Source organism: Achromobacter sp. Root83 (assembly GCF_001428845.1).
Classification (GTDB): Bacteria; Pseudomonadota; Gammaproteobacteria; order Burkholderiales; family Burkholderiaceae_B; genus Achromobacter.
Genome location: NZ_LMIU01000003.1, coordinates 69,342 through 93,122, shown reverse-complemented (window position 1 = coordinate 93,122; position 23,781 = coordinate 69,342). Strand labels below are relative to the sequence as shown.

Genomic DNA, 23,781 nt, shown 5'->3' with positions numbered 1-23,781 from the left:
GCGTCCTGGCAGCCGTGGGGCCCATTTAATTACATTTGATTCTTTAGTTTTCTGGTCGTTGTCTCGGCAGGCGATGGTTTTTCCGGGCCCCGGGCAACATGCCCTGGGCCAGGGTTACTTCAGATCGCGCGCCACCAGAAAGGTTTCAGAGGATTTATCCCTGGATGCCTTTGGCTTGCGCTCGACCACCCGCTTGAAGCGCTGTTTGAAGGACTGCACGATCTGCGAGAAACCGCTGCCGTGGAAGGCCTTGACGATCAGCGCCCCGTTGGGCTTCAGATGGGCGCAGGAAAATTCCATTGCCAGCTCGCACACATGCTGGATGCGCGCGGAATCGGCAATACCCACGCCTGACAAGTTGGGGGCCATGTCGGAAATAACAAGGTCCACCGCGCGCTCGCCGACCATGTCTTCCAATTGTTGCAGAACATCATCGTCGCGGAAGTCGCCCTGGATGAACTCGACGCCCGCGACGGGTTCCATTGGAAGCAGGTCCAGCGCGATAATGCGTCCATCCACGACCCCGCCAGGCCCGGCCAGGCGCTCGCGCGCCACTTGGGACCAACTGCCGGGCGCCGAACCCAGGTCAATGACCAGGTCTCCCCGGCGCATCAGCTTTTCGGTGTCCAGGATCTCGATCAGCTTGAAAGCGGCGCGGGCGCGATAGCCCTTCTGTTGCGCCAGCTTCACATAGGGATCGTTGATGTGCTGGTGAATCCAGTCTTTAGAGAATTTATTCTTGGCCATTACCGTACAATTCCACGCATGCCTATATTAGAACTTACCTCTCGTGAGCGCAGCGACCTTCGGTCCGCCGCTCACCCTCTGCGCCCCGTCGTCCTGATTGGCGACAATGGCCTCACTGAAGCCGTGCTCAAGGAAATCGACCTTGCACTGTCTTCGCACGGCCTCATCAAGGTCCGTGCCGGCGGCGACGACCGCGAAGCCCGCGATGCCATGCTGTCCAGCATCTGCGACACGCTATCCTGCGCGCCCGTCCACCACCTGGGCAAGACCCTGATTCTTTTCCGCCCGCTGGCCGGCAACATCAAGCCCGCCGCACTGGCCGCCATAGAGCCCGAGCGCCCCGCAAAGCGCCGCACCTCGGAGCCCTACACGCCCAAAAAGCTGGCCGCCGAAGGCAAGTCGCTGTCGAAGCGTCCGCGCCGCAGCGAATCCGAAGAGCCCAAGCCGGCAAAGACGCGCTACGTGCCCCAGGACGAGCTCAACAAGAACGGCAAGCCCATGCGTCCCAGCAACAAGCGCGCAACCTCGGGCGGCCATGGCATTCCCCGCCGCGCGGGCAGTGCGCTCAGCTTGCGGGCCGGAGCACGCAGCGGCACCAGCCGCAAGTCGTCGAAAAGGTAAGGCCAGGCACAAAAACGGGCGCCTTACGCGCCCGGCCCACCATAGCGATCCGCAATGTACCGCGGAATTCAGACGAACGCAGGGTTCGGGCTATGGTGTTTTGATAGTTTTACCGCTTGAGACGTTTGCGTCAGATGTAACGCACGCCCAGGACTTCATATTCGCGAACGCCAGCCGGGGCCTTGACCTCGACGACATCGCCTTCGCTCTTGCCGATCAATGCGCGCGCCACGGGGCTGGACACGGAGATCAGATTCGACTTGATGTCGGCTTCGACGTCGCCGACGATTTGATAAGTGACGCGATCGCCCGAATCCAGGTCCTCGATGTCGACGGTGGCGCCAAACACGGCGCGGCCTTCGGCTTCCAGGGAGGAAGGGTCGATCAGGTGGGCATTGGAAAGCGTGCCTTCAAGTTCGGCAATCCGGCCCTCGATAAAGCCTTGGCGCTCGCGAGCAGCGTCGTATTCGGCGTTTTCCGACAGATCACCCTGCGCGCGCGCCTCAGCGATGGCGTTAATCACGGCAGGACGTTCCACGGTTTTCAGCCGCTGGAGCTCTTCTTGCAAGCGCTCGGCCCCGCGCACGGTCAAAGGAATGGCAGACATGTCGTTTCCCAAACAAAAGTAGAAAAACGCCCCGAAGGAGCGTTCTCGGTGAAGGTCGCAGCACTGGCGCGCTTGCCGTCGGATGCTTGCAGGCGACGGGCGGCGCGGACGACCAAAACAAAACCCCGGCTCGGGTCGGAACCGGGGCAATCAAGGTCATATTGTGGTCAAAGTCGACGGGAATTGCAAGCCACCGGAGAAAACGTCGTTTTCGGCGCATTTCGCCTCTGTAACCCGCTAAAACCGGTCATTTGACGTTATGTGCGCGGCGGCATCATGGATTTCCGCCGGGTCCGGCCAAGGCGTGCCGCGCGCCCCGGCCGGATTGCGCCCTTATTTTCTGCGGCGCAGCAAGGCATACAGGATGATGGCCCCGAACGTGGCGGTGCCGATGCCGCCCAGTTGGAAGTTGCCGAGCTTGACGGTGAAGTCGCCCGCCCCCAGCACCAGGGTGACGGCGGCCACGATGAGATTGCGGTTGTCGCTGAAATCCACCTGGTTGACCACCCAGATGCGGGCCCCGGCGATGGCGATCAATCCAAACACCACCACCGACATGCCGCCCAGCACAGGCGCGGGAATCGTCTGAATCAGCGCGCCGAACTTGGGCGAAAAGCCCAGGACGATTGCGATCAGCGCGGCCACGACAAAAACCAGCGTCGAGTAAATGCGGGTGACCGCCATCACGCCGATGTTTTCGGCATAGGTCGTAACGCCCGTGCCGCCCACGGCGCCGGACACCATTGTGGCGACCCCGTCGCCCACGAAGGCGCGGCCCAGGTAGCGGTCCAGATCCTGGCCGGTCATGGCGCTGACGGCCTTCACGTGGCCCAGGTTTTCGGCCACCAGGATGATGGCGACCGGAACGATCAGGCCCATGGCTTCCGCCTTGAAGACGGGGGCGGCGAATTGCGGCAGGCCGATCCAGGCGGCCGCCGAGACGGCCGAGAAATCGATGGGTTTACCGAGGCCCATGCCGTTGGCCAGCACCGCGTACACCACGCAGGCCAGGATCAGCCCCACCAGGATCAGCAGGCGCTGCACCATCCCGCGGGTGTACACGGCGATGCCGCCCACGCACACGATGGTGACCATGGCCATGACGCTGTCGAAGCCCGAGGCGCCCATTGCGCCCTTGGCCGCGATGGGCGCCAGATTCAGGCCGATCACTGCGACCACCGCGCCCGTCACGACGGGCGGCATCAGGGCATCGATCCAGTTTGCGCCGCCGCCGGCGCGCGCGTTGACGATCCAGACGATCGCGCCGATCAGGGTGTAAGCCAGGCCGCAGGCAATGATGGCGCCCAGCGCCACGCCGATATTGGCATTGGCGCCCGCGCCCGCATAGCCGGTCACCGCGATCACCCCGCCGATGAAAGCGAAGCTGGATCCCAGATAACTGGGCACCCGCCCGCCCACGAACAGAAAGAAGATCAGCGTGCCGATGCCTGACATCAGGATGGCGACATTCGGGTCGAAGCCCATCAGCAGCGGGGCCAGGACGGTCGAGCCGAACATTGCCACCACATGCTGGGCGCCCATGGCCACGTTCTTGGGCCAGGACAGCCTTTCGTCGGGCGCGATGATGACGCCAGGCTCGGCGTCGTCCGCCAGGCGCCAGCGCGGAAAATAGGAATTGGACATGGATTCCCCGGGGAATGTGATACGAACGGAGGTTTCAGACTGCGAGCGGGCGCCAGTGTAAAGGGGGCCATGAACAGGCGGCAATGTTTAAGTTTCCCGATGAACCTGCCGTATTAGTGGAAACCCCGAAATCCACCGAGGACCCAGGAGCATCCCATGGCGATCAATTCCATCAGCGGCACCTCCCGGATCGGCAGCCTTGCCGACCTCTGGGCAGAGAAGATCCAAGCCAACAAGGAAGCCCGGAATGCCTCGGGCCAGGAGGCGGTCTCGGTGTCCGCCGACGGCAAAGTCCGCATCAACAATCCGGCCGGCATGAAAGTCGCCAGCGCCGAAGCCCCCGAAGCGTCGGACAACGACGACGAATACACCCGCCAGATCAAGGAATTGCAGAAGCAGCTCAAGCGGATCATGGACCAGATCGCCAAGGTCAAGGCCAGCGGCATGTCGGCCGAAATGAAGGCGCAGCAAGTGATGGCGCTCAATGCCCAGGCGGTGCAGATCCAGGGGCAGATCGCGCAGGTGTTGGCGCAGCAGGCCCGCGCGGCGCAGGGCGGCGTGTCCGCCACCGCGTAAACCGCGCGCACGGACGCCCCGTTCGCGGCGTCCGCGCTGATGGCGCGCATCAAAATTTCTGATTGGACGCCTAGCGGACCACCCGGTACTGTCTCCAGACAAATCTAATACCACGGAGACAAACCATGCACGCAATGCGCACAGCCCTTGCCGGGGCGCTGCTGGCCGTCTGCACGGCGCCCGCCCTGGCCGGCACCGTCACGGTGATCACGTCGTTCCCCAAGGACCTGACCCAGGCTTACAAGACCGCGTTTGAAAAGGCCAACCCCGGCATCACGCTGGAGATCCTGAACAAGAACACGGTGTCCGGCATTGCCTTCGTGCGCGAGACGCCGGCGGGCCAGCGACCCGAAGTGTTCTGGGCCAGCGCGCCCGACGCCTTCGAGGTGCTGGGCCGCGACAAGCTGCTGGCCAAGTCGTCCGACGTGGCGAACAAGAACGTGCCCGACAAGATCGGCAACTACCCCATCAACGATCCCGGCGGCATGTACCTGGGCCAGGCGCTCGCCGGCTACGGCATCATCTACAACACGCGCTACATCGCGGCGCACAAGATTCCCGCGCCGGTGGAATGGAAGGATCTGCTGTCGCCCAAGTGGTTCGGCCACGTGGGCATCACCTCGCCGTCGCGTTCGGGCACGATGCACCTGACGGTCGAGACCATCCTGCAGGGCGAAGGCTGGGACGAAGGCTGGCGCACGCTGCTGCGCATGTCGGGCAACAGCAGCGCCGTCACCGAACGCTCCTTCGGCGTGCCGGACGGCGTGAACAACGGGCAGTTCGGCGCCGGTCCGGTCATCGACTTCTTCGGCCTGTCCAGCAAGTACTCCAAGTTCCCGGTCGAATTTGTCTACCCGTCCGAAACCGCCATCGTGCCGGCCAACATCGCGCTGATCGAAGGCGCGAAGAACACCGAGGAAGGCAAGAAGTTCATCGCCTTCACGCTGAGCCAGGCAGGCCAGGAACTGCTGCTGGAACCCAAGATCTCGCGTCTGCCGGTACTACCCTACTCTGCCCTGGCCGGGAAGATCCCGCCCGGCTATCCCGACCCGGCCGAAATCGCCAAGCGCAGCAAGGTCCAGTTCGACGCCGACCTGTCCCAGACGCGCTATTACGTCGTGCAGTCGCTGTATGACCAGACCGTCACGTTCCGCCTGAAGGAACTGCAGGCCGCCACCAAGGCCATCTACGACGCCGAAGCCAAGCTGGGCGACAAGGCCAAGAGCGGTCCCGCCGCGGAACTGCTGGACCGTGCCCGCACGCTGGCCTGGGCTCCGCTGGTCGACGGCAAGAAGGCGGCGGACCCGGCCTTCCTGGCGATCTTCGCCGGCAACAAGAAGGACGCCGCCGTGAACCAGCAGATCACTCAGCTCGAGGGCGAGTGGAATGGCCGCGCCCGCGCCAACTACGAAGAAGCTGTAAAGCTGGCCAAACAGGCCTCGGCGCTCTAAACGGCAAGACTCGCGGACGGCGGCGGGCGGCAAGCCCCGCCCGCCGCCGTCCCCGCCTGTCTCCTGGCAACGATTTCGGGAATCTCGATGAATTATTCGGGCCATTCACGCCTGCCCGCCGGACCCGTATTGACGGCGCTTCTGGTGTTCGGCTTTCTGCTGCTCTTTCTGGCCGTGCCGGTCGGCACCGTGTTCCACACCGCCTTCGTCAATGCGGACGGCAGTTTCACGATGGGCCACTTCGGCGCTTTCTTCAACCAGCCGCTGATGCGCGAGGCGTTCTTCAACAGCCTGTATGTCGCGGGCTGGTCGGCGCTGCTGGCCTCGGTGATCGCGGTGCCGCTGGCGTACTTCACGGTGCGCTTCGACTTTCGCGGCGCGCTCCTGATCCAGACGCTTGGCGTCCTGCCGCTGATCATGCCGCCCTTCGTGGGCGCGGTGGCCATGCAGCTCATCTTCGGCCGCTCGGGCAGCGTCAACCTGCTGCTCAACGACTGGTTCGGCTTCACGATCCCCTTCATGGAAGGATTGAACGGCGTGATCTTCGTGGAGACGATCCACTATTTCCCATTCATTCTGATGAACCTGGTCGTGGCGCTGCGCAACATAGACGGCGCCATGGAGGAAGCCGCCTTCAATCTGGGGTCGCGCGGGATCCGGCTGTTCCGCCGGGTGATCTTCCCGCTGGCGCTGCCCGGTTATGTGGCCGGCGCCTCGCTGGTGTTCGTGAAGGTCTTCGACGACCTGGGCACGCCGCTGGTGCTGGGCACGACCAACATGCTGGCGCCGCAGGCCTACCTGCGCATCACGCAGGTGGGCCTGGAGGATCCGCTGGGCTACGTGATCAGCGTGATCATGGTGGTCTTTTCGATCCTGGCGCTGTGGCTGTCCGCGCGCGTGCTGAAGGGGCGCGACTATTCCACCCTGCAGAAGGGCGGCAATTCCATCCAGAAGCGCAAGCTGCGTCCCACCGAGAGCGTGCTGGCCTACGGCTGGATCATCCTGGTGCTGTTGCTGGTGCTGTCGCCGCACATCGGCGTGCTGCTGCTGTCCCTGGCCAGCGTATGGAGCTACGCGCCGCTGCCCGACGGCTACACGCTGGCGCACTACGCCGCGGTGTTTTCCGAGTCGCAGGGCATGATCGCCAACACCCTGCTCTATTGCGGCCTGGCCGCGGGGATCGACGTGATACTGGGCACGGCCATTGCCTACCTGATGCTGCGCACCCGGCTGCCGGCGCGGCAATGGCTGGACTTCCTGGCATCGGCGGCGCTGGCGATTCCGGGCATCGTGCTGGCCATCGGGTTCCTGCGCACCTTCCGGGGCATCGAGCTGCCTGGCACCGGCACCCTGCTGACCTCGTCGTGGATCATCATCATGCTGGCGTACTCGGTGCGCAGGCTGCCGTATGCGCTGCGGTCGTGCGTGGCGGCGCTGCAGCAGATCCACGTATCGCTGGAGGAAGCGGCCCAATCGCTGGGCGCCACCCGTCTCTCCACGATACGCCGGGTCGTGGTGCCGCTGATGGCGGGAGGCATGCTGGCCGGGTTCGTGACCAGTTTCGTGACGGCCGCGGTCGAGCTGTCCGCCACCATCATGCTGGTCACCAAGGACAGCCAGGCGCCCATGAGCTACGGCATTTATCTGTACATGCAGAGCGCCGCGGGCCGAGGCCCGGGCGCGGCGCTTGGCGTCCTGGCGGTTGTCGCCGTGGCCATCGGCACGTATGTATCGCACCTGCTGGTGGAGCGCGCGTCGACGCGCCAGCAGCCGGCTCGCAACGAAGGGGAATCCGCATGAAAAAGGTCAGCGTCGAATGCCGCAACATCCGGCTGTCTTATGGCAAGACCGAGGTGCTCAAGGACGTCAACATCAGCATCGAGCCCGGCGAATTCTTCGCCCTGCTCGGCCCTTCCGGATCGGGCAAGTCCACGCTGTTGCGGCTGATCGCCGGATTCAACCGGCACAGCGCGGGGCAACTGCTGGTCGATGGCAAGGACATCAGCGGCACGCCGCCCTGGAACCGCAACATCGGCATGGTGTTCCAGAACTATGCGCTGTGGCCCCACATGACGGTGTGGGACAACGTCGCCTTCGGACTGGTCGAGCGCAAGCTGCCGCGCGCCGAGATCCGCGCCAAGGTTGAGGCCGCGCTCGACCTGGTGGGCCTGTCCCAGTATGCCAAGCGCCGCCCCAACCAGCTCTCGGGCGGGCAGCAGCAACGTGTGGCGCTGGCCCGCACCATCGTGATCGAGCCGCAGGTGCTGCTGCTGGACGAGCCGCTGTCCAACCTGGACAAGAAGCTGCGCGTGCAGATGCGCCAGGACCTGCTGAGCCTGCAGCGCCGCCTGGGCATCACGACCATCTTCGTCACGCACGACCAGGAAGAGGCCATGACCACGGCCGACCGGATGGCGGTGCTGGACCACGGCATGGTCCAGCAGATCGGCGCGCCCAGCACGCTGTTCGACTACCCCGTGAACCGGTTTGTCGCGAACTTCGTGGGGACGATGAACGTGCTGGAAGGCAACGTGCGCGAACGCACCAGCAGCAGCGTGGTGCTGGCCGTGGACGGCGTGGGCGACCTGCGCCTGCCCCTGACCGGCGAAGCGCCGGCCGCCTCGCGGCTGGCCGCGAGCTTCCGCCCCCACACCGTGCTGATCGAAATGGCGGACGGCCTGGGCGATGCGCGCTATGTCTGGCTGCCGGGCATCGTGGAAAGCAGCGAATTCCTGGGCGAGTTCACGCGCTATCAGGTGCAGGTGGGCGAACAGCGGCTGACGGCGGACCAGTCGCACCTGGCCGGACTGTCGCCGTTCCCGGTGGGGGCCCCGGTGTCGGTTGGACTGGAGCCTACGCAAGTGCGTCTGCTGGCGGCATAGGGCCTACACTCGCCGCCATGGAAATCTATCAGATCCGCGCCTTCGTCACGGTCGCCCGCCTGGGCAATCTGACGAAGGCGGCCGACGCGCTGTCGCTGACCCAGCCCGCCGTGACGGCGCAGATCAAGGCGCTCGAGCAGAGCCTGGGCGTGGCGCTGTTCGACCGCAGCGGCGGCCGGCTGGCCTTGGCCAAGGCCGGCGAAGTGCTGCTGCCGACCGCGGAATCGCTGCTGGTGCTGGGCGCGCAATTCAAATCCGAGGCCCAGCAGTTGCAGGGCAGCCTGCACGGGGTGGTCGAACTGGGCGTGCCCAGCGAAAAGCCCGATTTTCTGCGCCTCGGAGAGCTCGCGGCGGCCGTCACGCAGCGCTTGCCGCTGGTGGAACTCAAGACCCAGACCCAACCCGCCGCGGCGCTGGCCGAGCAGGTCAGCACCGGCCGCCTGCCGGCCGCCCTGACCATCGCCGCCAACGCGCCGCGCGGCGTGCTGTGGCTGCCGTTGCGCAGCGTGCGCTACCGGATCGCCCTGCCCAAGGAGCATGCGGCGGTGCTCAAGCGCGGCGGCTGGCGCGAGGTCGCGCAATTGCCGTGGCTGGACGGCCCCGCCGGCAGCCACACCCACCTGCTGCTGCGCGACATGTTCGAGCGGCACGGCCTGTCACCGCGCATCGTGATGCAACACGACGACCAGGCCAACCTGGACGCGCTGGTGCGCGCGGGCGCCGGCTGCGCGCTGCTGCGCGAGGAGACCGCACTGGCGGGCGCGGCGTCCAACGACTTCATCGTATGGGGCCAGGCGCGCGTCGACGCCGTGCTGGGTTTCATCCTGCCGTACGAGCGTGCTAGCGAGCCCGCGCTGGTCGCGTTAAGCTCGATCATTCAAACCATCTGGAAACCGCGCGTTCCCATCGCGCCCGCCCAGCTCGAAGCCTCAATTCCCGCATCAAGATTGCAATGACTGAAATCTGGTTCATCCGCCATGGCGAAACCGACTGGAACCGCCAGCGGCGCCTGCAAGGCTGGCAAGACATCCCCCTGAACGAATTCGGCATCAACCAGGCCAGCCTGTTGGCCGCGCGCCTGCGCGAAGAATCCAAGCACACGCCCATACACGCGATCTACAGCAGCGACCTGCAGCGCGCGCACGCCACCGCCGTGCCCGTGTCCGAGCAGCTTGGTCTGCGCGTGCGCGTCGAGCCTGGCATCCGTGAACGCGGCTTCGGCGTGCTGGAAGGCCTGGACCACGACCGCATCGACGAGCAGGCGCCCGAGGCCGCGGCCGCCTGGAAAAGCCGCGACCCGCTGCGACCCCTGGATGGGGGCGAAACGCTGGGCCAGTTCCAGTCCCGCGTCGTGTCGACGGTGGACGATGTCGCCAGCCGCCACGATGGCGAACGCATCCTCATGTTCACGCACGGGGGCGTGCTGGACATCATCTGGCGCCGCGCTTCGGGGGTGCCCTTGAACGCGCCGCGCGACGCTGCGCTGCTCAATGTCAGCATCAACCGCGTGGGGGTGCAGGGCCGCGAATGGCAGGTGCTGGACTGGGGCGACGTGGGCCACGTGGCCGCCGAGGTCGGCGACGACGTGGTGCCTTGACGCATAGGGTCCAGGGCGCTGCTCCGGGCGGCGCCCTTGGCCTCAGGCGGCCTTGCGAGGCTTGCGTGGCGCGTTGCGCGCGAGCCGGTCATAGACCGCGTTGGGCAGCAGCCGCATCAGCTTGGCGACCACGCCCATTTGCCACGGAATGACCGTATAGCTGGTGCCCCGGCCGATTGCCGCCTGCGCGCGCAGCGCGAAGGCGTCCGCTTCCATCAGGAACGGCATCGAGTACGGATTGTGGGCCGTCATGGCGGTTTTGATGTAGCCCGGCGCAATCGTCACGACCCGGATGCCTTGGGCGGCCAGTTCCAGCCGCAGGCTTTCGCAGTAGGTCACCACCGCCGACTTGGACGCGCTGTAGGCGCCCGCCCCCGGCAACCCTCTGACTCCCGCCACGCTGGCGATGCCCACCAGGCGCCCCGAGCCCGCCGCGCGCATCGGCGCGATGAAGGGTTCGAACGTGGAAACGGTGGCCAGCAGATTGGTGTCGACGATGGCCTTGAAGACGTCGTAGTCCTCGCCATGGTCGGTCAGCGTGCCGGCGCTGATGCCGGCGCTGGCAATGACGACGTCCACCCGCCCCTGACAGAACGCGATGAAGTCCTGCGCCGCGGCATGCAAGGCCGGGCGGTCGCGCACGTCCACGGCATAGCAGCGGTGCTCTCCGGGCAGGCTGGCGGCCAGTTCGCGCAGCGCGTCTTCGCGGCGGCCGAGCAGGCCCAGGGTGGCGCCCGAGGCGGCGTACCGCTGTGCCAGCGCGCGGCCCAGCCCGCTGCTGGCGCCGGTGATGAATACTCTGTCCATGGTCGTCTGAAGCCTGTTGTCGCGTTGCAAAGAATTAGGGCACGCTCTCGCGTGCCCTAACGTTTACTGCCGGCTTACTTCTGCAGGGAAGCGTGAAGCTCTTGCAGCGGGTACACCTGCAGGCCCAGGCCTTGACGCAGATACTGCATGCCTTCGACCGCGGCGCGGGCGCCGGCGATGGTCGTGAAGAAGGTCACGCGGGCGGCCAGCGCCTGGGTGCGGATGGTGCGCGAGTCGGCGATGGCGTTGCGGCGCTCTTCGACGGTGTTGATGACCAGCGAGATCTCGCCGTTCTTCACCATGTCGACGATATGCGGACGGCCTTCGGTGACTTTGTTCACGAGCTGCACCGGAATGCCGGCGGCCTCGATCTCGGCCGCGGTGCCGCGCGTGGCGACCAGCTTGAAGCCCAGTGCATGCAGGCCGCGCGCCACTTCCACGGCGCGGGGCTTGTCCTGGTTCTTCACGCTGATGAACACCGTGCCGGATTCCGGCAGGCGCACGCTGGCAGCCAGCTGCGACTTCACGAAGGCTTCGCCGAAGCTCATGCCCACGCCCATCACTTCGCCGGTCGACTTCATTTCCGGACCCAGGATGGTGTCAACGCCCGGGAACTTCACGAACGGGAAGACGGCTTCCTTGACCGAGAAGTAAGGCGGCACGACTTCCTTGGTGACGCCCTGGGCGGCCAGGCTCTGGCCGGCCATGGCGCGCGCGGCGATCTTGGCCAGCTGCAGGCCGGTGGCCTTGGACACGTAAGGCACCGTGCGCGAGGCGCGCGGGTTCACTTCCAGCACGTAGACGTCGCCGCCCTGGATCGCGAACTGCACGTTCATCAGGCCGCTGACGTTGAGCGCCTTGGCCATCATCGTGGTCTGGCGCTTGATCTCGGCGATGACCTCTGCCGACAGAGAGTAAGGCGGCAGGCTGCAAGCCGAGTCGCCCGAGTGCACGCCGGCCTGCTCGATGTGTTCCATGACGCCGCCGATGAAGACGGTTTCGCCGTCGGACAGGCAGTCGACGTCAACTTCGGTGGCGTTGTTCAGGAAGCGGTCCAGCAGCACGGGCGAGTCATTGCTGACCTTCACGGCCTCGCGCATGTAGCGCTCGAGGTCTTGCTGCTCGTGCACGATTTCCATGGCGCGGCCGCCCAGCACGTAGCTGGGGCGCACGACCAGCGGATAGCCGATCTCGGTGGCGTGGGCCAGGGCCTCGCCTTCGGTGCGCGCGGTGCGGTTGGGCGGCTGGCGCAGGCCGAGCTTGTTCAACAGCTTCTGGAAACGTTCGCGGTCTTCGGCGACGTCGATGGATTCCGGGCTGGTGCCGATGATGGGCACGCCGTTGGCTTCCAGGGCACGCGCCAGTTTCAGCGGCGTCTGGCCGCCGTACTGGACGATCATGCCGACAGGGTTTTCCTTGTGGACGATTTCCAGCACGTCTTCCAGGGTCAGCGGCTCGAAATACAGGCGGTCCGAGGTGTCGTAGTCGGTCGACACGGTTTCCGGGTTGCAGTTGACCATGATGGTCTCGTACCCGTCTTCGCGCAGCGCCAGCGCGGCATGCACGCAGCAGTAGTCGAATTCGATGCCCTGGCCGATACGGTTCGGGCCGCCGCCCAGCACCACGATCTTCTTGCGATCGGTGGGCGCGGCTTCGCACTCTTCTTCGTACGTGGAGTACATGTAAGCGGTGCGGGTGGCGAATTCGGCGGCGCACGTGTCGACGCGCTTGTAGACCGGACGCACGTTCAACTGGTGGCGCAGCTTGCGGACTTCGGATTCCGAGGAGTCCAGCAGGAAGGCCAGGCGGCGGTCGGAGAAACCGCGGCGCTTGAGTTCCCACAGGGTCGCGTAGTCCAGGTCGGCCAGCGTCTTTTGTTCCAGCGCCAGTTCGATGTCGACGATTTCCTTGATCTGCGACAGGAACCACGGGTCGATGTGCGTGATGTTGTGCACTTCGTCCAGCGTAAAGCCCTGCGCGAAGGCGTCGCCCACGTACCAGATACGTTCCGGACCGGGTTCGCCCAATTCGATCTGCAGCTTTTCGCGGTCGGTGGTTTTCTGGTTCAGGCCGTCGACGCCGACTTCCAGGCCCCGCAGCGCCTTCTGGAACGATTCCTGGAAGGTGCGGCCGATGGCCATGACTTCACCGACGGACTTCATCTGGGTGGTCAGGCGCGCGTCGGCGGTGGGGAATTTTTCGAAGGCGAAACGCGGCACCTTGGTGACGACGTAGTCGATCGACGGTTCGAACGAGGCGGGCGTGGCGCCGCCGGTGATTTCGTTCTTGAGCTCGTCCAGCGTGTAGCCCACGGCCAGGCGCGCGGCGACCTTGGCGATGGGAAAGCCCGTGGCCTTGGATGCCAGCGCCGACGAACGCGACACGCGCGGATTCATCTCGATGACGATCATGCGGCCGTTCTTGGGATTGACGGCGAACTGCACGTTCGAGCCGCCCGTATCCACGCCGATCTCGCGCAATACCGCGATCGATGCGTTACGCATGATCTGGTATTCCTTGTCGGTCAGCGTTTGCGCCGGCGCCACGGTGATCGAGTCGCCGGTGTGGACTCCCATCGGATCCAGGTTTTCGATGGAGCAGACGATGATGCAGTTGTCCGCCTTGTCGCGGACCACTTCCATCTCGAATTCCTTCCAGCCCAGCAGCGATTCTTCGATCAGGAGTTCGCTGGTGGGCGAGGCTTCCAGGCCGCGGCGGCAGATGGTTTCGAATTCTTCGGCGTTGTAGGCGATACCGCCGCCCGAGCCGCCCATCGTGAAGCTGGGGCGGATCACGGCGGGGAAACCGGACGTGCCGACTTCCGCGGCGATGCGGCGCTGCACTTCCCAGGCTTCGTCCATGCTGTGGGCGACGCCCGACTTGGCCGATTCCAGGCCGATGTCGGTCATGGCCAGCTTGAACTTCTGGCGGTCTTCGGCCTTTTCGATGGCGTGCTCGTTGGCGCCGATCAGTTCCACGTTGTGCTTTTTCAGCACGCCGTGGTGGGCCAGGTCCAGTGCGCAGTTCAGCGCGGTCTGGCCGCCCATGGTGGGCAGCAGCGCATCGGGCTTTTCACGCTCGATGATCTTTTCGACGGCTTGCCAGGTGATGGGCTCGATGTAGGTGACGTCGGCCGTTTCCGGGTCCGTCATGATCGTGGCCGGGTTGCTGTTCACCAGGATGGTGCGGTAGCCCTCGGCCTTGAGGGCCTTGCACGCCTGCGCGCCGGAGTAGTCGAATTCGCAGGCCTGCCCGATGATGATGGGGCCGGCGCCGATGATGAGTATGCTTTTTAGGTCTGTACGCTTTGGCATGATGCAATCTTTACTTTTGGCCGGACATCAGGCTGATGAACTTGTCGAACAGTTCCAGGATGTCATGCGGACCCGGGCTGGCTTCGGGGTGACCCTGGAAGCAGAAGGCCGGGCGGTCGGTGAGCTCGAAGCCCTGCAGCGTGCCGTCAAACAGCGAGACGTGCGTCACGCGCGTATTGGCGGGCAGGCTGGCCGCATCGACCGCGAAGCCGTGGTTCTGGCTGGTGATGAACACGCGCTTGGACTGGAGGTCCTGCACGGGATGGTTGGCGCCGTGATGGCCGGTCTTCATCTTGACGGTCTTGCCGCCCACCGCCAGGCCCATGATCTGGTGGCCCAGGCAGATACCGAACACCGGCAGCTTCTTGTCCAGGAAGGCGCGCGTGGCGTCGATGGCGTAATCGCAGGGCTCGGGGTCGCCCGGGCCGTTGGACAGGAACACGCCGTCGGGGTCGAGCTTGAAGACGTCTTCGGCGGTGGTCTGCGCCGGCACCAGCGTGATGCGGCAGCCGCGGTCGGCCAGCAGGCGCAGGATGTTGCTCTTCACGCCGTAGTCGTAGGCGACCACATGGAACTTGGACTGCTCGGGCGACGTATAGCCTTCTTCAAGGTCCCAGGTGCCTTGGGTCCAGTTGGTGCTGGACTTGGTGGACACCACCTTGGCGAGATCCTGGCCGGTCATGCCGGGAAAGCCGCGGGCCAGTTCGACGGCGCGCTCGGCGTCGGTGCCCACGAAGATGCATGCCCCCTGAGCGCCCTTCTCGCGCAGAATGCGCGTGAGCTTGCGGGTGTCGATGCCGGAAATGGCAACGATGCCCTGCTCGGACAGATACTCGGGCAAGGATTGCGTGGAACGGAAGTTCGACACGCGGGCGGGACAGTCACGGACCACCAGGCCAGCGGCATAGACGCGATTGGCTTCCACGTCTTCGGCGTTGATGCCGGTATTGCCGATGTGCGGATAGGTCAGCGTGACGATCTGGCCGCTATAGCTGGGATCGGTGAGAATTTCCTGGTACCCGGTCATCGCGGTGTTGAACACCACTTCGGCAACGGTATGGCCAGGCGCACCGATCGACACGCCTCGAAAAATGGTACCGTCCGCCAGAGCCAGAATTGCAGGAGGGAAGCGGTTGATCCCCTCGGGAAAAAGTTGCGGCAGCACAGTAAACCCCGGTTTTAGAATCGATAATCAAACCTTCGGATTATACCTTGAGCGGCCGTTTTTCCCGGCGAACCGCGCCAAATAAGGCCGAAATCGATGGTTGCGGCCGTTTTTCGGCGCCATGGCGGGCTCCCCGCCATGGCGGGCTCCCGCCCGAGCCCTCTCGCTCGTCCGGCCGACGGCGGGCACGCGAGGTCGGTGATACGCTAGGAACACCTTCCACCCTAGCGAGCTGCGAGCCGTATACGCCCATGTCCAGCCAACTTGACGCCCTGCGTGATCACACCACCGTTGTCGCCGATACCGGGGATTTCGAAGCCATGAAGGCGCTGCGTCCCACGGACGCCACCACAAACCCGTCCCTTATTCTGAAGGCCGTCCAGCAGGACGCTTACCGGCCGCTGCTGGAAAAGACCGCGCGCGAACACCGCGGCGCGTCCACCCCCGAACTCGTGGATCGCCTGCTTGTGGCCTTTGGCCGCGCCATCCTGGATATCGTGCCTGGCCGCGTGTCGACCGAAGTGGACGCGCGCCTGTCGTTCGACACCCGCGCCACCATCGAACGCGCCCGAGGGCTGATCGCCCTGTACGAGGCCGCGGGAATTCCGCGCGAACGCGTGCTGGTCAAGATCGCGTCGACCTGGGAGGGCATCCAGGCCGCCCGCGCGCTGCAGTCCGAAGGCATACGCTGCAACCTGACGCTGCTGTTCTCGCTGCCCCAGGCCGTGGCCTGCGCGGATGCGCACGTGCAACTGATCTCGCCCTTTGTCGGCCGCATCTACGACTGGCACAAGAAATCGGCCGGGGCCTCCTGGGTGGAAGCCGACAACACCGGCGCCCGCGACCCGGGCGTGCTGTCCGTCACCGGGATCTACCGCTACTACAAGCATTTCGGCATCCCCACCGAAATCATGGGCGCGAGCTTCCGCAATGTGGGCCAGATCCTGGCCTTGTCGGGCTGCGATCTGCTGACGATCAGCCCGGACTTGCTGAACAAGCTGGCCGCCACCGAGGGCGATGCGCCGGCGCAACTGCGCGCAGGTGCGGAAACGGGCGGCATCGCCCGCATCGGCGCCGACGAAGTCACGTTCCGCACGCTGCTCAACGACGATGCGATGACCAGCGAAAAGCTGTCCGAGGGCATCCGCCTGTTCGTGGCAGACGCCGTCAAGCTGGACGCGCTGATCGAGGCCCAGCGCGCCTGAGGCGCGGCGCCCCGGATTGCCCGCGCGCGCCTCAGGGGCGCGCGCGGCCTCAACGATGGTCGTGCGAATGCACCTGCAGCGCTTCCAGGAAGCGCGACACCATGTTGTAGGCCGCGACCGTAGCGGTCAGTTCGACGGTCAGCTTTTCCGACCCCAAGGCCGCCCTTGCCGCCTGGAACACGGCTTCGGGCACCTGCACGTGGCGCGTCATCGCATCGGTATAGGCCAGCACGGCCCTTTCGCGCTCGTTGAACAGGCTTGAGCCTTCCCAGGCGTCCAGCGCGTCCAGCTGGGCCTGCGACACGCCCTCTTTCAGGGCGATCGGGGCGTGCTGATCGGCCTCGTAGGGCGCGCCGTTGATCGCGGCCACCCGCATGATCACCAATTCCCGCAGGTCTCCCGGCAGCGTGCTCAATTGGCGGATGGACGTCAGGTAGTTCAGCCAGCCCCCCGCCACGGCCGGGCTGTGGAGCAGCATCTGGTACAGGTGCAGCACGCTGCCGCGTTCGGCGACGATACGGTCGACCAGGGGCCGTGCATCGGGATGAGTCAGATCAGCGTAGGGTAGACGGGCCATGGGAACTCCAGAAAGGTGAAAAGGCTGCAAACGCACACATTCGCACAATATCTTTGACATAATGACAACACAACTGCGCGCCGCCGGGTACCTACACGAATGAATGCGCCTACCCAATCCCATCCGCCGGTCACGCTCGCGAACTGCGATAGCGAACCGATCCACGTGCCGGGCGCCATCCAGCCCCTGGGCGTGCTGCTCGCCTTCGGCGCGGACGGAACGCTGCGGTATGCCAGCGAAAATGCGGCCCAGGCGCTGAATGCCCCCCTTGCGCTCGGCGCGCCCTGCCTGCCCGGGGCGCTGCCCGCGGTCCTGGCGGATTACCTTTCCACCTGGCTGGATAACTCCGACCCCATTTTCGACCCGCTGACCATGGCGCTGGGCGCCATCACCTATGACGTGATCGGCCACCGCAACGCCAACGGCCTGACCATCATCGAGCTGGAACAGCGCGCCGACAGCACCGGCATCGCGGAGCCCGAGCGCATCTATCGCAGCATAGAGCGGGTCCGCAGGCAGCGCGACATCCAGGGCCTGCTGGACAGCATGGTCCGCGAAGTGCAGCGCGCCACGGGCTTCGACCGGGTGATGGCCTACCGCTTCCATCCCGACGACAGCGGCGAGATCGTCGCCGAACAGCACCGGGACTCGCTGGATGACTGGGTGGGCCGCCGCTATCCCGCCGGGGACATTCCCGCGCAGGCGCGCCGCTTGTATACGGTGAACACGCTGCGCCAGATCGCCGACGCCAACTACCAGCCGGTCCGGGTGCTGGCCGCGCCGTCCTCCGATCCGCACCCGCTCGACATGAGCTTCTGCGTGCTGCGCAGCGTATCGCCCATCCATCTGGAATACATGGCGAACATGGGCGTGCGGGCATCGATGAGCCTGTCGCTGGTGATCGGCGGCCGGCTCTGGGGAATGATCGCCTGCCATCACCACACGCCCCGGCCCATCCCCTACCCCGTCCGCCTGGCATGCGAGGCGCTGGCGCAGGTGCTGTCCGCCGCCCTGGCCAATATCGAAGGCAGCGAACGCGCCGAACAGGCCCGCCAGAGCGCCGGGCTGGTCAGCCAGCTGGCCGAGCGCGTGTCCGCCTCGGAAAACGTGCCTCAGGCGCTGTCCCTCGGACAAGAGACCCCTGCGTCGCTGATCCCCAGCGATGCCGCGCTTTGCCTCTGGGGCAACAGCGTGACGGTGTTCGGCGGCATCGCGCCGCGCGGTGAACTGGCCGGCATTCTTTGCGCCCTGGACCAGAGCGGCCAGCGCCTGGTCCACACCACCAACATCGCTCGCGACTATCCAGAACTGCAAACCGATCTGGTGCCGTACGCGGGCCTGCTGGCGTGCAAGTTCGACCCCATGAACAACGGCTGGCTGATCTGGCTGCGCAAGGAGCAGATCGAAACCGTCGTATGGGGCGGCAAGCCTGAAAAACAGTATGCCGTGGGCAGCCTGGGGCCGCGGCTGACGCCTCGGGGTTCGTTCGAGGCCTGGCAGGAAGTCGTGCGGGGTATCTGCACGCCTTGGCTGCCCGCCGAACTGGAAGCCGCCGACAACCTGCGCGACGAACTGTCCCACATCGCCACCAGCCGCGCCGTCGACGTGGATCGGGCGCGCACCGCCCTGCTGGCGATGCTGGGCCACGATCTGCGCGACCCGCTGCAGTCCATCTCGATGGCCGCCACCCTGCTGTCCCAGACAGACTCGGGCGCCCGCATGGGCGAACGCATCCGCTACTCCAGCGGCCGGATGCAGCGGCTGATTTCGCAAGTGCTGGACCTGTCCCGCCTGCAAGGGGGGCTCGGGCTGGGCATCGAAAAGCGGCTGTGCGACCTGTCCGGGCTGATCAACAGCCTGATCGAGGAAAAGCGCCAGGCCTATCCGGGCCTGCGCATCGAGCCCGACGTGCCCCCCGGCCTGACCCTGATGGCCGACACCGACCGCATGGCGCAAGTCATCACCAACCTGATGAGCAACGCGCGCCAGCATGGCGCGCCGCGCCAGCCTATCATCGTCAGGGCCGCGCAGGCGGACGACACCATCGAACTGCGCGTCGTCAATCACGGCGGGCCCATCGCCGAAGACCTGCTGGCGCATCTTTTTTCGCCCTTCAAGCCGGAATCGATGGGGCAGCCGCGTAACCGCAACGGCCTGGGACTGGGCCTGTACATCGCCGAGCAGGTCGTGCGCGACCACGGCGGCCAGATCGCGGTCGACTGCCGCGATGGACTTGTCATCTTCACGGTGACGCTGCCGCGCGGCATGCATGAGCCTCGGCCTTCTTGAACCTCCGGAGACATAAATTGATCGGCGTGCGCGCGAGTCGGGTCCTGCTGGTCGACGACAACGAAATGGGATCGGAACTGCTGGCGGAATTCCTGTCGCTTTCCGGCCTGGAAACACGCTGCGCCGCCACGGCCGGGCAGGCGCTGGAACTGGCGAAGACCTTCGCGCCCGATGCCGTGCTGCTGGACATCCTGCTGCCCGACATGGATGGCTATGAACTGGCGGCCCGCCTGCGCGACTGCGCGATGCCGCCGCGTATCTACGCCTTGAGCGGGCTGGCGCGGCACGACCGGCGGGATGGCACCGACAGCATGTTCACCGGCTGGATCGAAAAGCCGGCCGACCCCGACGCGCTGGTCGCCATCCTGTGCCAGGCAGGCTGATCGCGTGCCCATGACGATTCCCGATCCCTTCATCGCACTGGCGGTAAAAGGCGTGCAGTTCAAGGTTCTGGGGCAGATTTTTCCCGTGCTGCGCCACGAGATCCTGGGTCCGCTGTCCAACGCCTCGCTGGCCGCCGCGATGCTGCGGCAGCCACCCGAAGGCGCCGACGCCGACGCCGCGCAGCAACGCTGCCAGCGGCTGGCCGGCGACCTGACCGGCATGCTGGAAGACAGCGTCGGCGTCGTCCGGGACCTGGACCAGTGGATGAGCGATAGCGGTGGCACCGCCATGGCGGACGACCTGTTTCAGGAGTGCCGCCTGCTGATGTTCTCGCACCTGCTGCTGTCGCGGCACAGCGTGCGCTGGCCGGAATATATCGCCCCCGCCGAACTGCCTCGGTTCGATTCGCGCTATCTGATGCTGGCCTGGCTGCTGTGCCTGCTGCCCATGCTTCCCGCTGACGCGGAGCTGGTGCTGGACACCTCGGAACCCGGCGTCTGGCGCGCGCGTTTCCCCGATGGCGCCGCTGCCGCCGACGCGCCGGCGCCGGTGTTCGAACCGCGGGAGATCGAGCTTCTTGCGGCCTCCGCGGGCTGGCGCCTGGAACGGCAGGACCAGTGCTGGTCGCTCCACCTGCCCGATTCCCGGCCCTCTGGAGAGCTGCCCGCATGATCTCGCGGATTCATCAGGCGCTGCGCAACGGCACGCGGGAACGTCACGAAACCTTGGACCAGGGCCTGGCACTGAGCGGCGGCGACATCGACCGCGCCAGCTACCTGAACTATCTGCGCGCCCTGCTGGGTTGGCTCGAACCGCTGGAACATCGGCTATGGCGGCTGGATTGGCCGGACAGCCTGCAGGCCCCCGCGCGCGCCGGCAAGAGCGCCTGGCTGCGCGAGGACCTGGCCGACGCCCGCGACACCGCGCCCGTGCCTCGCTGCGCGGAAATCCCCATGTTGATATCCCCTGACGCCTATGCGCTGGGCGTGGCCTACGTGGTGGAAGGCTCGCAACTGGGTGGCCGCTTTCTGGCCAAACGGCTGCAGGACGCCACCCCCGCGCTGCCCTTGCGCTATTTGCGGGGCTATGGCGAACAGGTGGGGCCGCTCTGGAAGGAATTTTTGCTGCACCTGGACAGCGAGGCCGGTGCGAAGGGCCGCGAGGCGCATGCCCTGCAAGGCGCGCTCGACGCCTTCGACAGCCTGACCGCCTGGCTGCGCAGCCGGGACGCGCTACGGGCCTGATGCTCGCGGCGCGCCCCCGGGCTGGCTACAGCTTTTCGGTTTCGCCCGATTTGGGTTGCCACTTCATCAGGCGCTTTTCGCCGACCCCGACGATGATGTCCAGGACCAGCGCAAAGGCGGTCAGGACAATGATGCCCGCGAACACGGTGTTGACGTCGAACGTGCCTTCGGCCTGCAGGATCAAGTAGCCCACCCCGCTTGCGGACCCCAGGTATTCGCCCACCACCGCGCCGACGAAGGCCAGGCCGACCGACGTGTGCAGACTGGAGAATACCCAACTGGTGGCCGACGGCAGATAGACGTGGCGCAGCAGTTGGCGCTGGCGCGCGCCCAGCATGCGGGCGTTGTCCAGCAAGGTCGGGCTGACTTCCCGCACGCCCTGATAGACGTTGAAGAACACGATGAAGAACACCAGCGTCACGGCCAGCGCCACCTTGGACCAGATGCCCAGGCCGAACCACATGCCGAAGATGGGCGCCAGAATCACGCGCGGCATCGAGTTGGCCGCCTTGATGTAGGGATCCAGGATCGAGCTTGCGCGCGGCGACAGCCCCAGCCACAGCCCGAAGGCCAGTCCGGCGATGGTGCCGATGAAGAAGGCAAGGACGGTCTCGGTCAGGGTGACGACCAGATGGTTGTAGATGTCCGCGTTGGTGACAAACCACGCCCAGATCCGCCCCCATACCTTCAGGGGTTCACCGAAGAAGAATGCCACTTTGGGATCGCGCGAGGCGAAGTGCCAGACGGCAAGAATGACGACAAGCAGCAGCAATTGCCAGAAGCGCAGGCTGGCGTTGCCGGGTTTGATCAATTTCGGCATGGGTCAGGCTCGCTTCTGTTGGGCATAGCCCTTAAGCACTTCTTCGCGCAGCACGCCCCAGATCGCGGCATGCAGCTCGACAAAACGCGGATCGGTGCGGACCTCGGCCACGTCGCGCGGACGCGGCAGGTCGATCGCGAATTCGCCGATGGGATGCGTGCCCGGTCCCGCCGACAGCACCACGACGCGGTCGCTCATGGCGATGGCTTCGTCCAGGTCGTGCGTGATGAACAGCACGGCCTTGCGCTTGGCCATCCACAGGTCCAGGACCTCGTTTTCCATGAGCTGACGCGTCTGGATGTCGAGCGCGGAAAAGGGCTCGTCCATCAGGATGATGTCGGGGTCGCGGATCAGGGTCTGGGCCAGCATGGCGCGCTTGCGCATGCCGCCCGACATCTGGTGCGGATAGCGGCCTTCGAACCCGCCCAGGCCGACGCGGCGCATCCATTCCCGGCCTTGCTCAAGCGCTTGCACGCGGGGCACGCCGGCGAAGTCCAGGCCCGCCACCACGTTGTCGAGCGCGCTGCGCCAGGGCAGCAGGGCCTCGCCCTGGAACATATAGCCTGCGCGGGCGTTGATGCCGGACAGAGGCTGTCCGAACACCTTCACCTGCCCCGTCGACGGCGCCAGCAATCCGGCGCCGACGTTGAGCAGGGTGGACTTGCCGCAGCCCGTCGGGCCCACCACCGACACGAACTCCCCTGGCGCGATGGCCAGGGTCGTGTAGCTGACGGCGGTGTAGCGCTGCGAACGGTCGTCACGCGAGACAAAGGTGCAACTTATGTTTTCCAGCGACAGCGCGGCTTCAGCCATTGGCATACTTCTCGTTGGCGCGGCGCGCGAAATCGTTGGTCCAGACTTTGGACGGATCGATCTTCGCGCCGTCAAAGTCCTTCTGGTAAGCGGCCAGGGCCTTCAGCGCGGTGGCCGCGCCGTCTTCCGGAATCATGCCGTCGGGCGACAGGCCTTCCATGCTCTTGGCAAGCGCGGCCTTGTACACGGCCGGATCGCCCAGCAGATAGGCTTCCGGCACGACCTTGGCGATTTCGTCGGGCCCGGCCTTCTGGATCCACTTGTTGGCGCGCACCAGTGCGTTGGTCAGCGCCTGGGTGGTGTTGGGGTTGGCGTCGATGAACGCTTGCGGCGCATACAGGCAGCCGGCCGGCATGTTGCCGCCGAAGATTTCCTGGGTGTCCTTGAGCGTGCGCGTGTCGACGATGATCTGAATCTCGCCAGGCATTTCCAGCATCGACACCACGGGGTCGGTGTTGGAAATGGCGTCGATCTGGCCGCTGCGCACCGCGGTCACCGCGCCGGCGCCCGCGCCCACGCCGATGAAGGAGACGTCGGACGCCTTAAGACCATGCTTGGCCAGGAAGAAGCTGACCACCATGTTGGTGGACGAACCGGGCGCGGTCACGCCGATCTTCTTGCCCTTCAGGTCGGCCGGGCCCTTGTAGTCGGGCATGTTTTTCTTGGACACGCCCACGCCGATCATCGGCGCGCGGCCCTGCAGCACGAAGGCGCGATAGGCCTGGCCCTTGGACTGCATGGACAGCGTGTGTTCGAAGGCGCCCGACACGACGTCGGCGCTTCCGCCCACCACGGCCTGCAGGGCCTTGGAGCCGCCCGCGAAGTCGGCGATGCTGACTTCCAGCTTTTCGTCCTTGAAGTAGCCGCGCGCTTCGGCGATGGTGAGCGGAAGGTAATAGATCAGCGGCTTGCCACCGACTGCGATCTGGACCTTGGTCTTTTCGAGCTTCTGCGCGCGCACGATGGCGGGGGCCATGCCCATGACGCCGGCGGCGCCGGCCATCTTGAGCAGTTCACGGCGGGTGACTGACATTGGTT

22 protein-coding genes are annotated in these 23,781 nt (G+C 65.6%); 12 read left to right on the top strand and 10 right to left on the bottom strand.

Features of this window, described 5'->3' with window-relative positions:
• Positions 1-114: 114 nt before the first annotated feature.
• Positions 115-747: an RlmE family RNA methyltransferase gene (locus ASE30_RS06645; protein ID WP_057283513.1), complete on the bottom strand. Its 633-nt coding sequence runs from the start codon at positions 745-747 to the stop codon at positions 115-117.
• A gap of 18 nt (positions 748-765) precedes the next feature.
• Here ASE30_RS06645 and ASE30_RS06640 point away from each other — a divergent pair, with 18 nt between their 5' ends.
• Entirely contained in the window at positions 766-1,368 is a 603-nt protein-coding gene (locus ASE30_RS06640; RefSeq protein ID WP_057283512.1) for a YhbY family RNA-binding protein, read from the top strand.
• Between the two features lie 130 nt (positions 1,369-1,498).
• On the opposite strand, the gene greA is transcribed toward ASE30_RS06640, so the two are convergent.
• On the bottom strand, positions 1,499-1,975 hold the full coding sequence (gene greA / locus ASE30_RS06635; protein ID WP_025139566.1) for a transcription elongation factor GreA: 477 nt from the start codon (positions 1,973-1,975) through the stop codon (positions 1,499-1,501).
• Positions 1,976-2,308: 333 nt separating this feature from the next.
• The gene (locus ASE30_RS06630) at positions 2,309-3,619 is read right to left on the bottom strand and encodes a solute carrier family 23 protein (RefSeq protein WP_057283511.1); all 1,311 of its coding nucleotides are present in this window, start codon (positions 3,617-3,619) and stop codon (positions 2,309-2,311) included.
• Between the two features lie 156 nt (positions 3,620-3,775).
• Between ASE30_RS06630 and ASE30_RS06625 the strand changes: the two genes are divergently transcribed.
• The 6 genes from ASE30_RS06625 to ASE30_RS06600 all read left to right on the top strand — a co-directional run bounded on the left by ASE30_RS06625 (position 3,776) and on the right by ASE30_RS06600 (position 10,125).
• On the top strand, positions 3,776-4,195 hold the full coding sequence (locus ASE30_RS06625) for a FlxA-like family protein (RefSeq protein WP_057283510.1): 420 nt from the start codon (positions 3,776-3,778) through the stop codon (positions 4,193-4,195).
• 125 nt (positions 4,196-4,320) lie between these two features.
• Positions 4,321-5,646 carry an ABC transporter substrate-binding protein gene (locus tag ASE30_RS06620; protein ID WP_057283509.1) on the top strand — a complete coding sequence of 442 codons (1,326 nt, stop codon included), beginning with the start codon at positions 4,321-4,323 and terminating at the stop codon, positions 5,644-5,646.
• Between the two features lie 87 nt (positions 5,647-5,733).
• On the top strand, positions 5,734-7,446 hold the full coding sequence (locus ASE30_RS06615) for an iron ABC transporter permease (protein WP_057283508.1): 1,713 nt from the start codon (positions 5,734-5,736) through the stop codon (positions 7,444-7,446).
• The gene (locus ASE30_RS06610) at positions 7,443-8,528 is read left to right on the top strand and encodes an ABC transporter ATP-binding protein (protein ID WP_057283507.1); all 1,086 of its coding nucleotides are present in this window, start codon (positions 7,443-7,445) and stop codon (positions 8,526-8,528) included. Before ASE30_RS06615 ends, ASE30_RS06610 begins: the two co-directional genes overlap by 4 nt.
• Before the next feature lie 17 nt (positions 8,529-8,545).
• Complete coding sequence (locus tag ASE30_RS06605; protein WP_057283506.1) at positions 8,546-9,484, top strand: LysR family transcriptional regulator; 939 nt, start codon at positions 8,546-8,548, stop codon at positions 9,482-9,484.
• Complete coding sequence (locus ASE30_RS06600; protein ID WP_057283505.1) at positions 9,481-10,125, top strand: histidine phosphatase family protein; 645 nt, start codon at positions 9,481-9,483, stop codon at positions 10,123-10,125. Before ASE30_RS06605 ends, ASE30_RS06600 begins: the two co-directional genes overlap by 4 nt.
• 42 nt (positions 10,126-10,167) lie before the next feature.
• Here the strand turns inward: ASE30_RS06600 and ASE30_RS06595 are convergent, their stop codons facing one another.
• The 3 genes from ASE30_RS06595 to carA form a co-directional block, all read right to left on the bottom strand.
• Positions 10,168-10,932, bottom strand: coding sequence for an SDR family oxidoreductase (locus ASE30_RS06595; RefSeq protein ID WP_057283504.1), 765 nt, complete (start codon positions 10,930-10,932; stop codon positions 10,168-10,170).
• A 74-nt stretch (positions 10,933-11,006) separates the two neighbouring features.
• Complete coding sequence (carB, locus tag ASE30_RS06590; protein WP_057283503.1) at positions 11,007-14,246, bottom strand: carbamoyl-phosphate synthase large subunit; 3,240 nt, start codon at positions 14,244-14,246, stop codon at positions 11,007-11,009.
• A 10-nt stretch (positions 14,247-14,256) separates the two neighbouring features.
• Entirely contained in the window at positions 14,257-15,411 is a 1,155-nt protein-coding gene (gene carA, locus ASE30_RS06585) for a glutamine-hydrolyzing carbamoyl-phosphate synthase small subunit (RefSeq protein WP_057283502.1), read from the bottom strand.
• Between the two features lie 251 nt (positions 15,412-15,662).
• Between carA and tal the strand changes: the two genes are divergently transcribed.
• On the top strand, positions 15,663-16,616 hold the full coding sequence (gene tal / locus ASE30_RS06580) for a transaldolase (RefSeq protein WP_057283501.1): 954 nt from the start codon (positions 15,663-15,665) through the stop codon (positions 16,614-16,616).
• 49 nt (positions 16,617-16,665) lie between these two features.
• Here tal and ASE30_RS06575 read toward each other — a convergent pair whose 3' ends face one another.
• A complete protein-coding gene (locus ASE30_RS06575; protein ID WP_057283500.1) occupies positions 16,666-17,193 on the bottom strand; it encodes a carboxymuconolactone decarboxylase family protein in 528 nt (175 codons plus the stop codon).
• A gap of 99 nt (positions 17,194-17,292) precedes the next feature.
• On the opposite strand from ASE30_RS06575, the gene ASE30_RS06570 reads away from it, so the two are divergent.
• From ASE30_RS06570 to ASE30_RS06555, 4 genes are read left to right on the top strand one after another with little or no spacing between them, the layout of a single operon-like run.
• The gene (locus ASE30_RS06570; protein WP_057283499.1) at positions 17,293-19,482 is read left to right on the top strand and encodes an ATP-binding protein; all 2,190 of its coding nucleotides are present in this window, start codon (positions 17,293-17,295) and stop codon (positions 19,480-19,482) included.
• 26 nt (positions 19,483-19,508) lie between these two features.
• Positions 19,509-19,865, top strand: coding sequence for a response regulator (locus ASE30_RS06565; protein ID WP_235515202.1), 357 nt, complete (start codon positions 19,509-19,511; stop codon positions 19,863-19,865).
• Positions 19,866-19,875: 10 nt separating this feature from the next.
• Positions 19,876-20,538 (top strand): hypothetical protein, encoded by a 663-nt coding sequence (locus ASE30_RS06560; RefSeq protein ID WP_057283498.1) that lies wholly within the window; start codon positions 19,876-19,878, stop codon positions 20,536-20,538.
• Complete coding sequence (locus ASE30_RS06555; protein WP_057283497.1) at positions 20,535-21,110, top strand: biliverdin-producing heme oxygenase; 576 nt, start codon at positions 20,535-20,537, stop codon at positions 21,108-21,110. The genes ASE30_RS06560 and ASE30_RS06555 overlap by 4 nt, the downstream gene beginning before the upstream one ends.
• A gap of 25 nt (positions 21,111-21,135) precedes the next feature.
• Here the strand turns inward: ASE30_RS06555 and ASE30_RS06550 are convergent, their stop codons facing one another.
• Genes ASE30_RS06550 through ASE30_RS06540 form a run of 3 tightly spaced genes read right to left on the bottom strand, consistent with a single transcriptional unit; the run spans position 21,136 to position 23,776 of the window.
• Positions 21,136-21,930: an ABC transporter permease gene (locus tag ASE30_RS06550; protein WP_057283496.1), complete on the bottom strand. Its 795-nt coding sequence runs from the start codon at positions 21,928-21,930 to the stop codon at positions 21,136-21,138.
• 3 nt (positions 21,931-21,933) lie between these two features.
• The gene (locus ASE30_RS06545; protein WP_057283495.1) at positions 21,934-22,743 is read right to left on the bottom strand and encodes an ABC transporter ATP-binding protein; all 810 of its coding nucleotides are present in this window, start codon (positions 22,741-22,743) and stop codon (positions 21,934-21,936) included.
• Positions 22,736-23,776: an ABC transporter substrate-binding protein gene (locus tag ASE30_RS06540; RefSeq protein ID WP_057283494.1), complete on the bottom strand. Its 1,041-nt coding sequence runs from the start codon at positions 23,774-23,776 to the stop codon at positions 22,736-22,738. The genes ASE30_RS06545 and ASE30_RS06540 overlap by 8 nt, the downstream gene beginning before the upstream one ends.
• Positions 23,777-23,781: the final 5 nt, after the last annotated feature.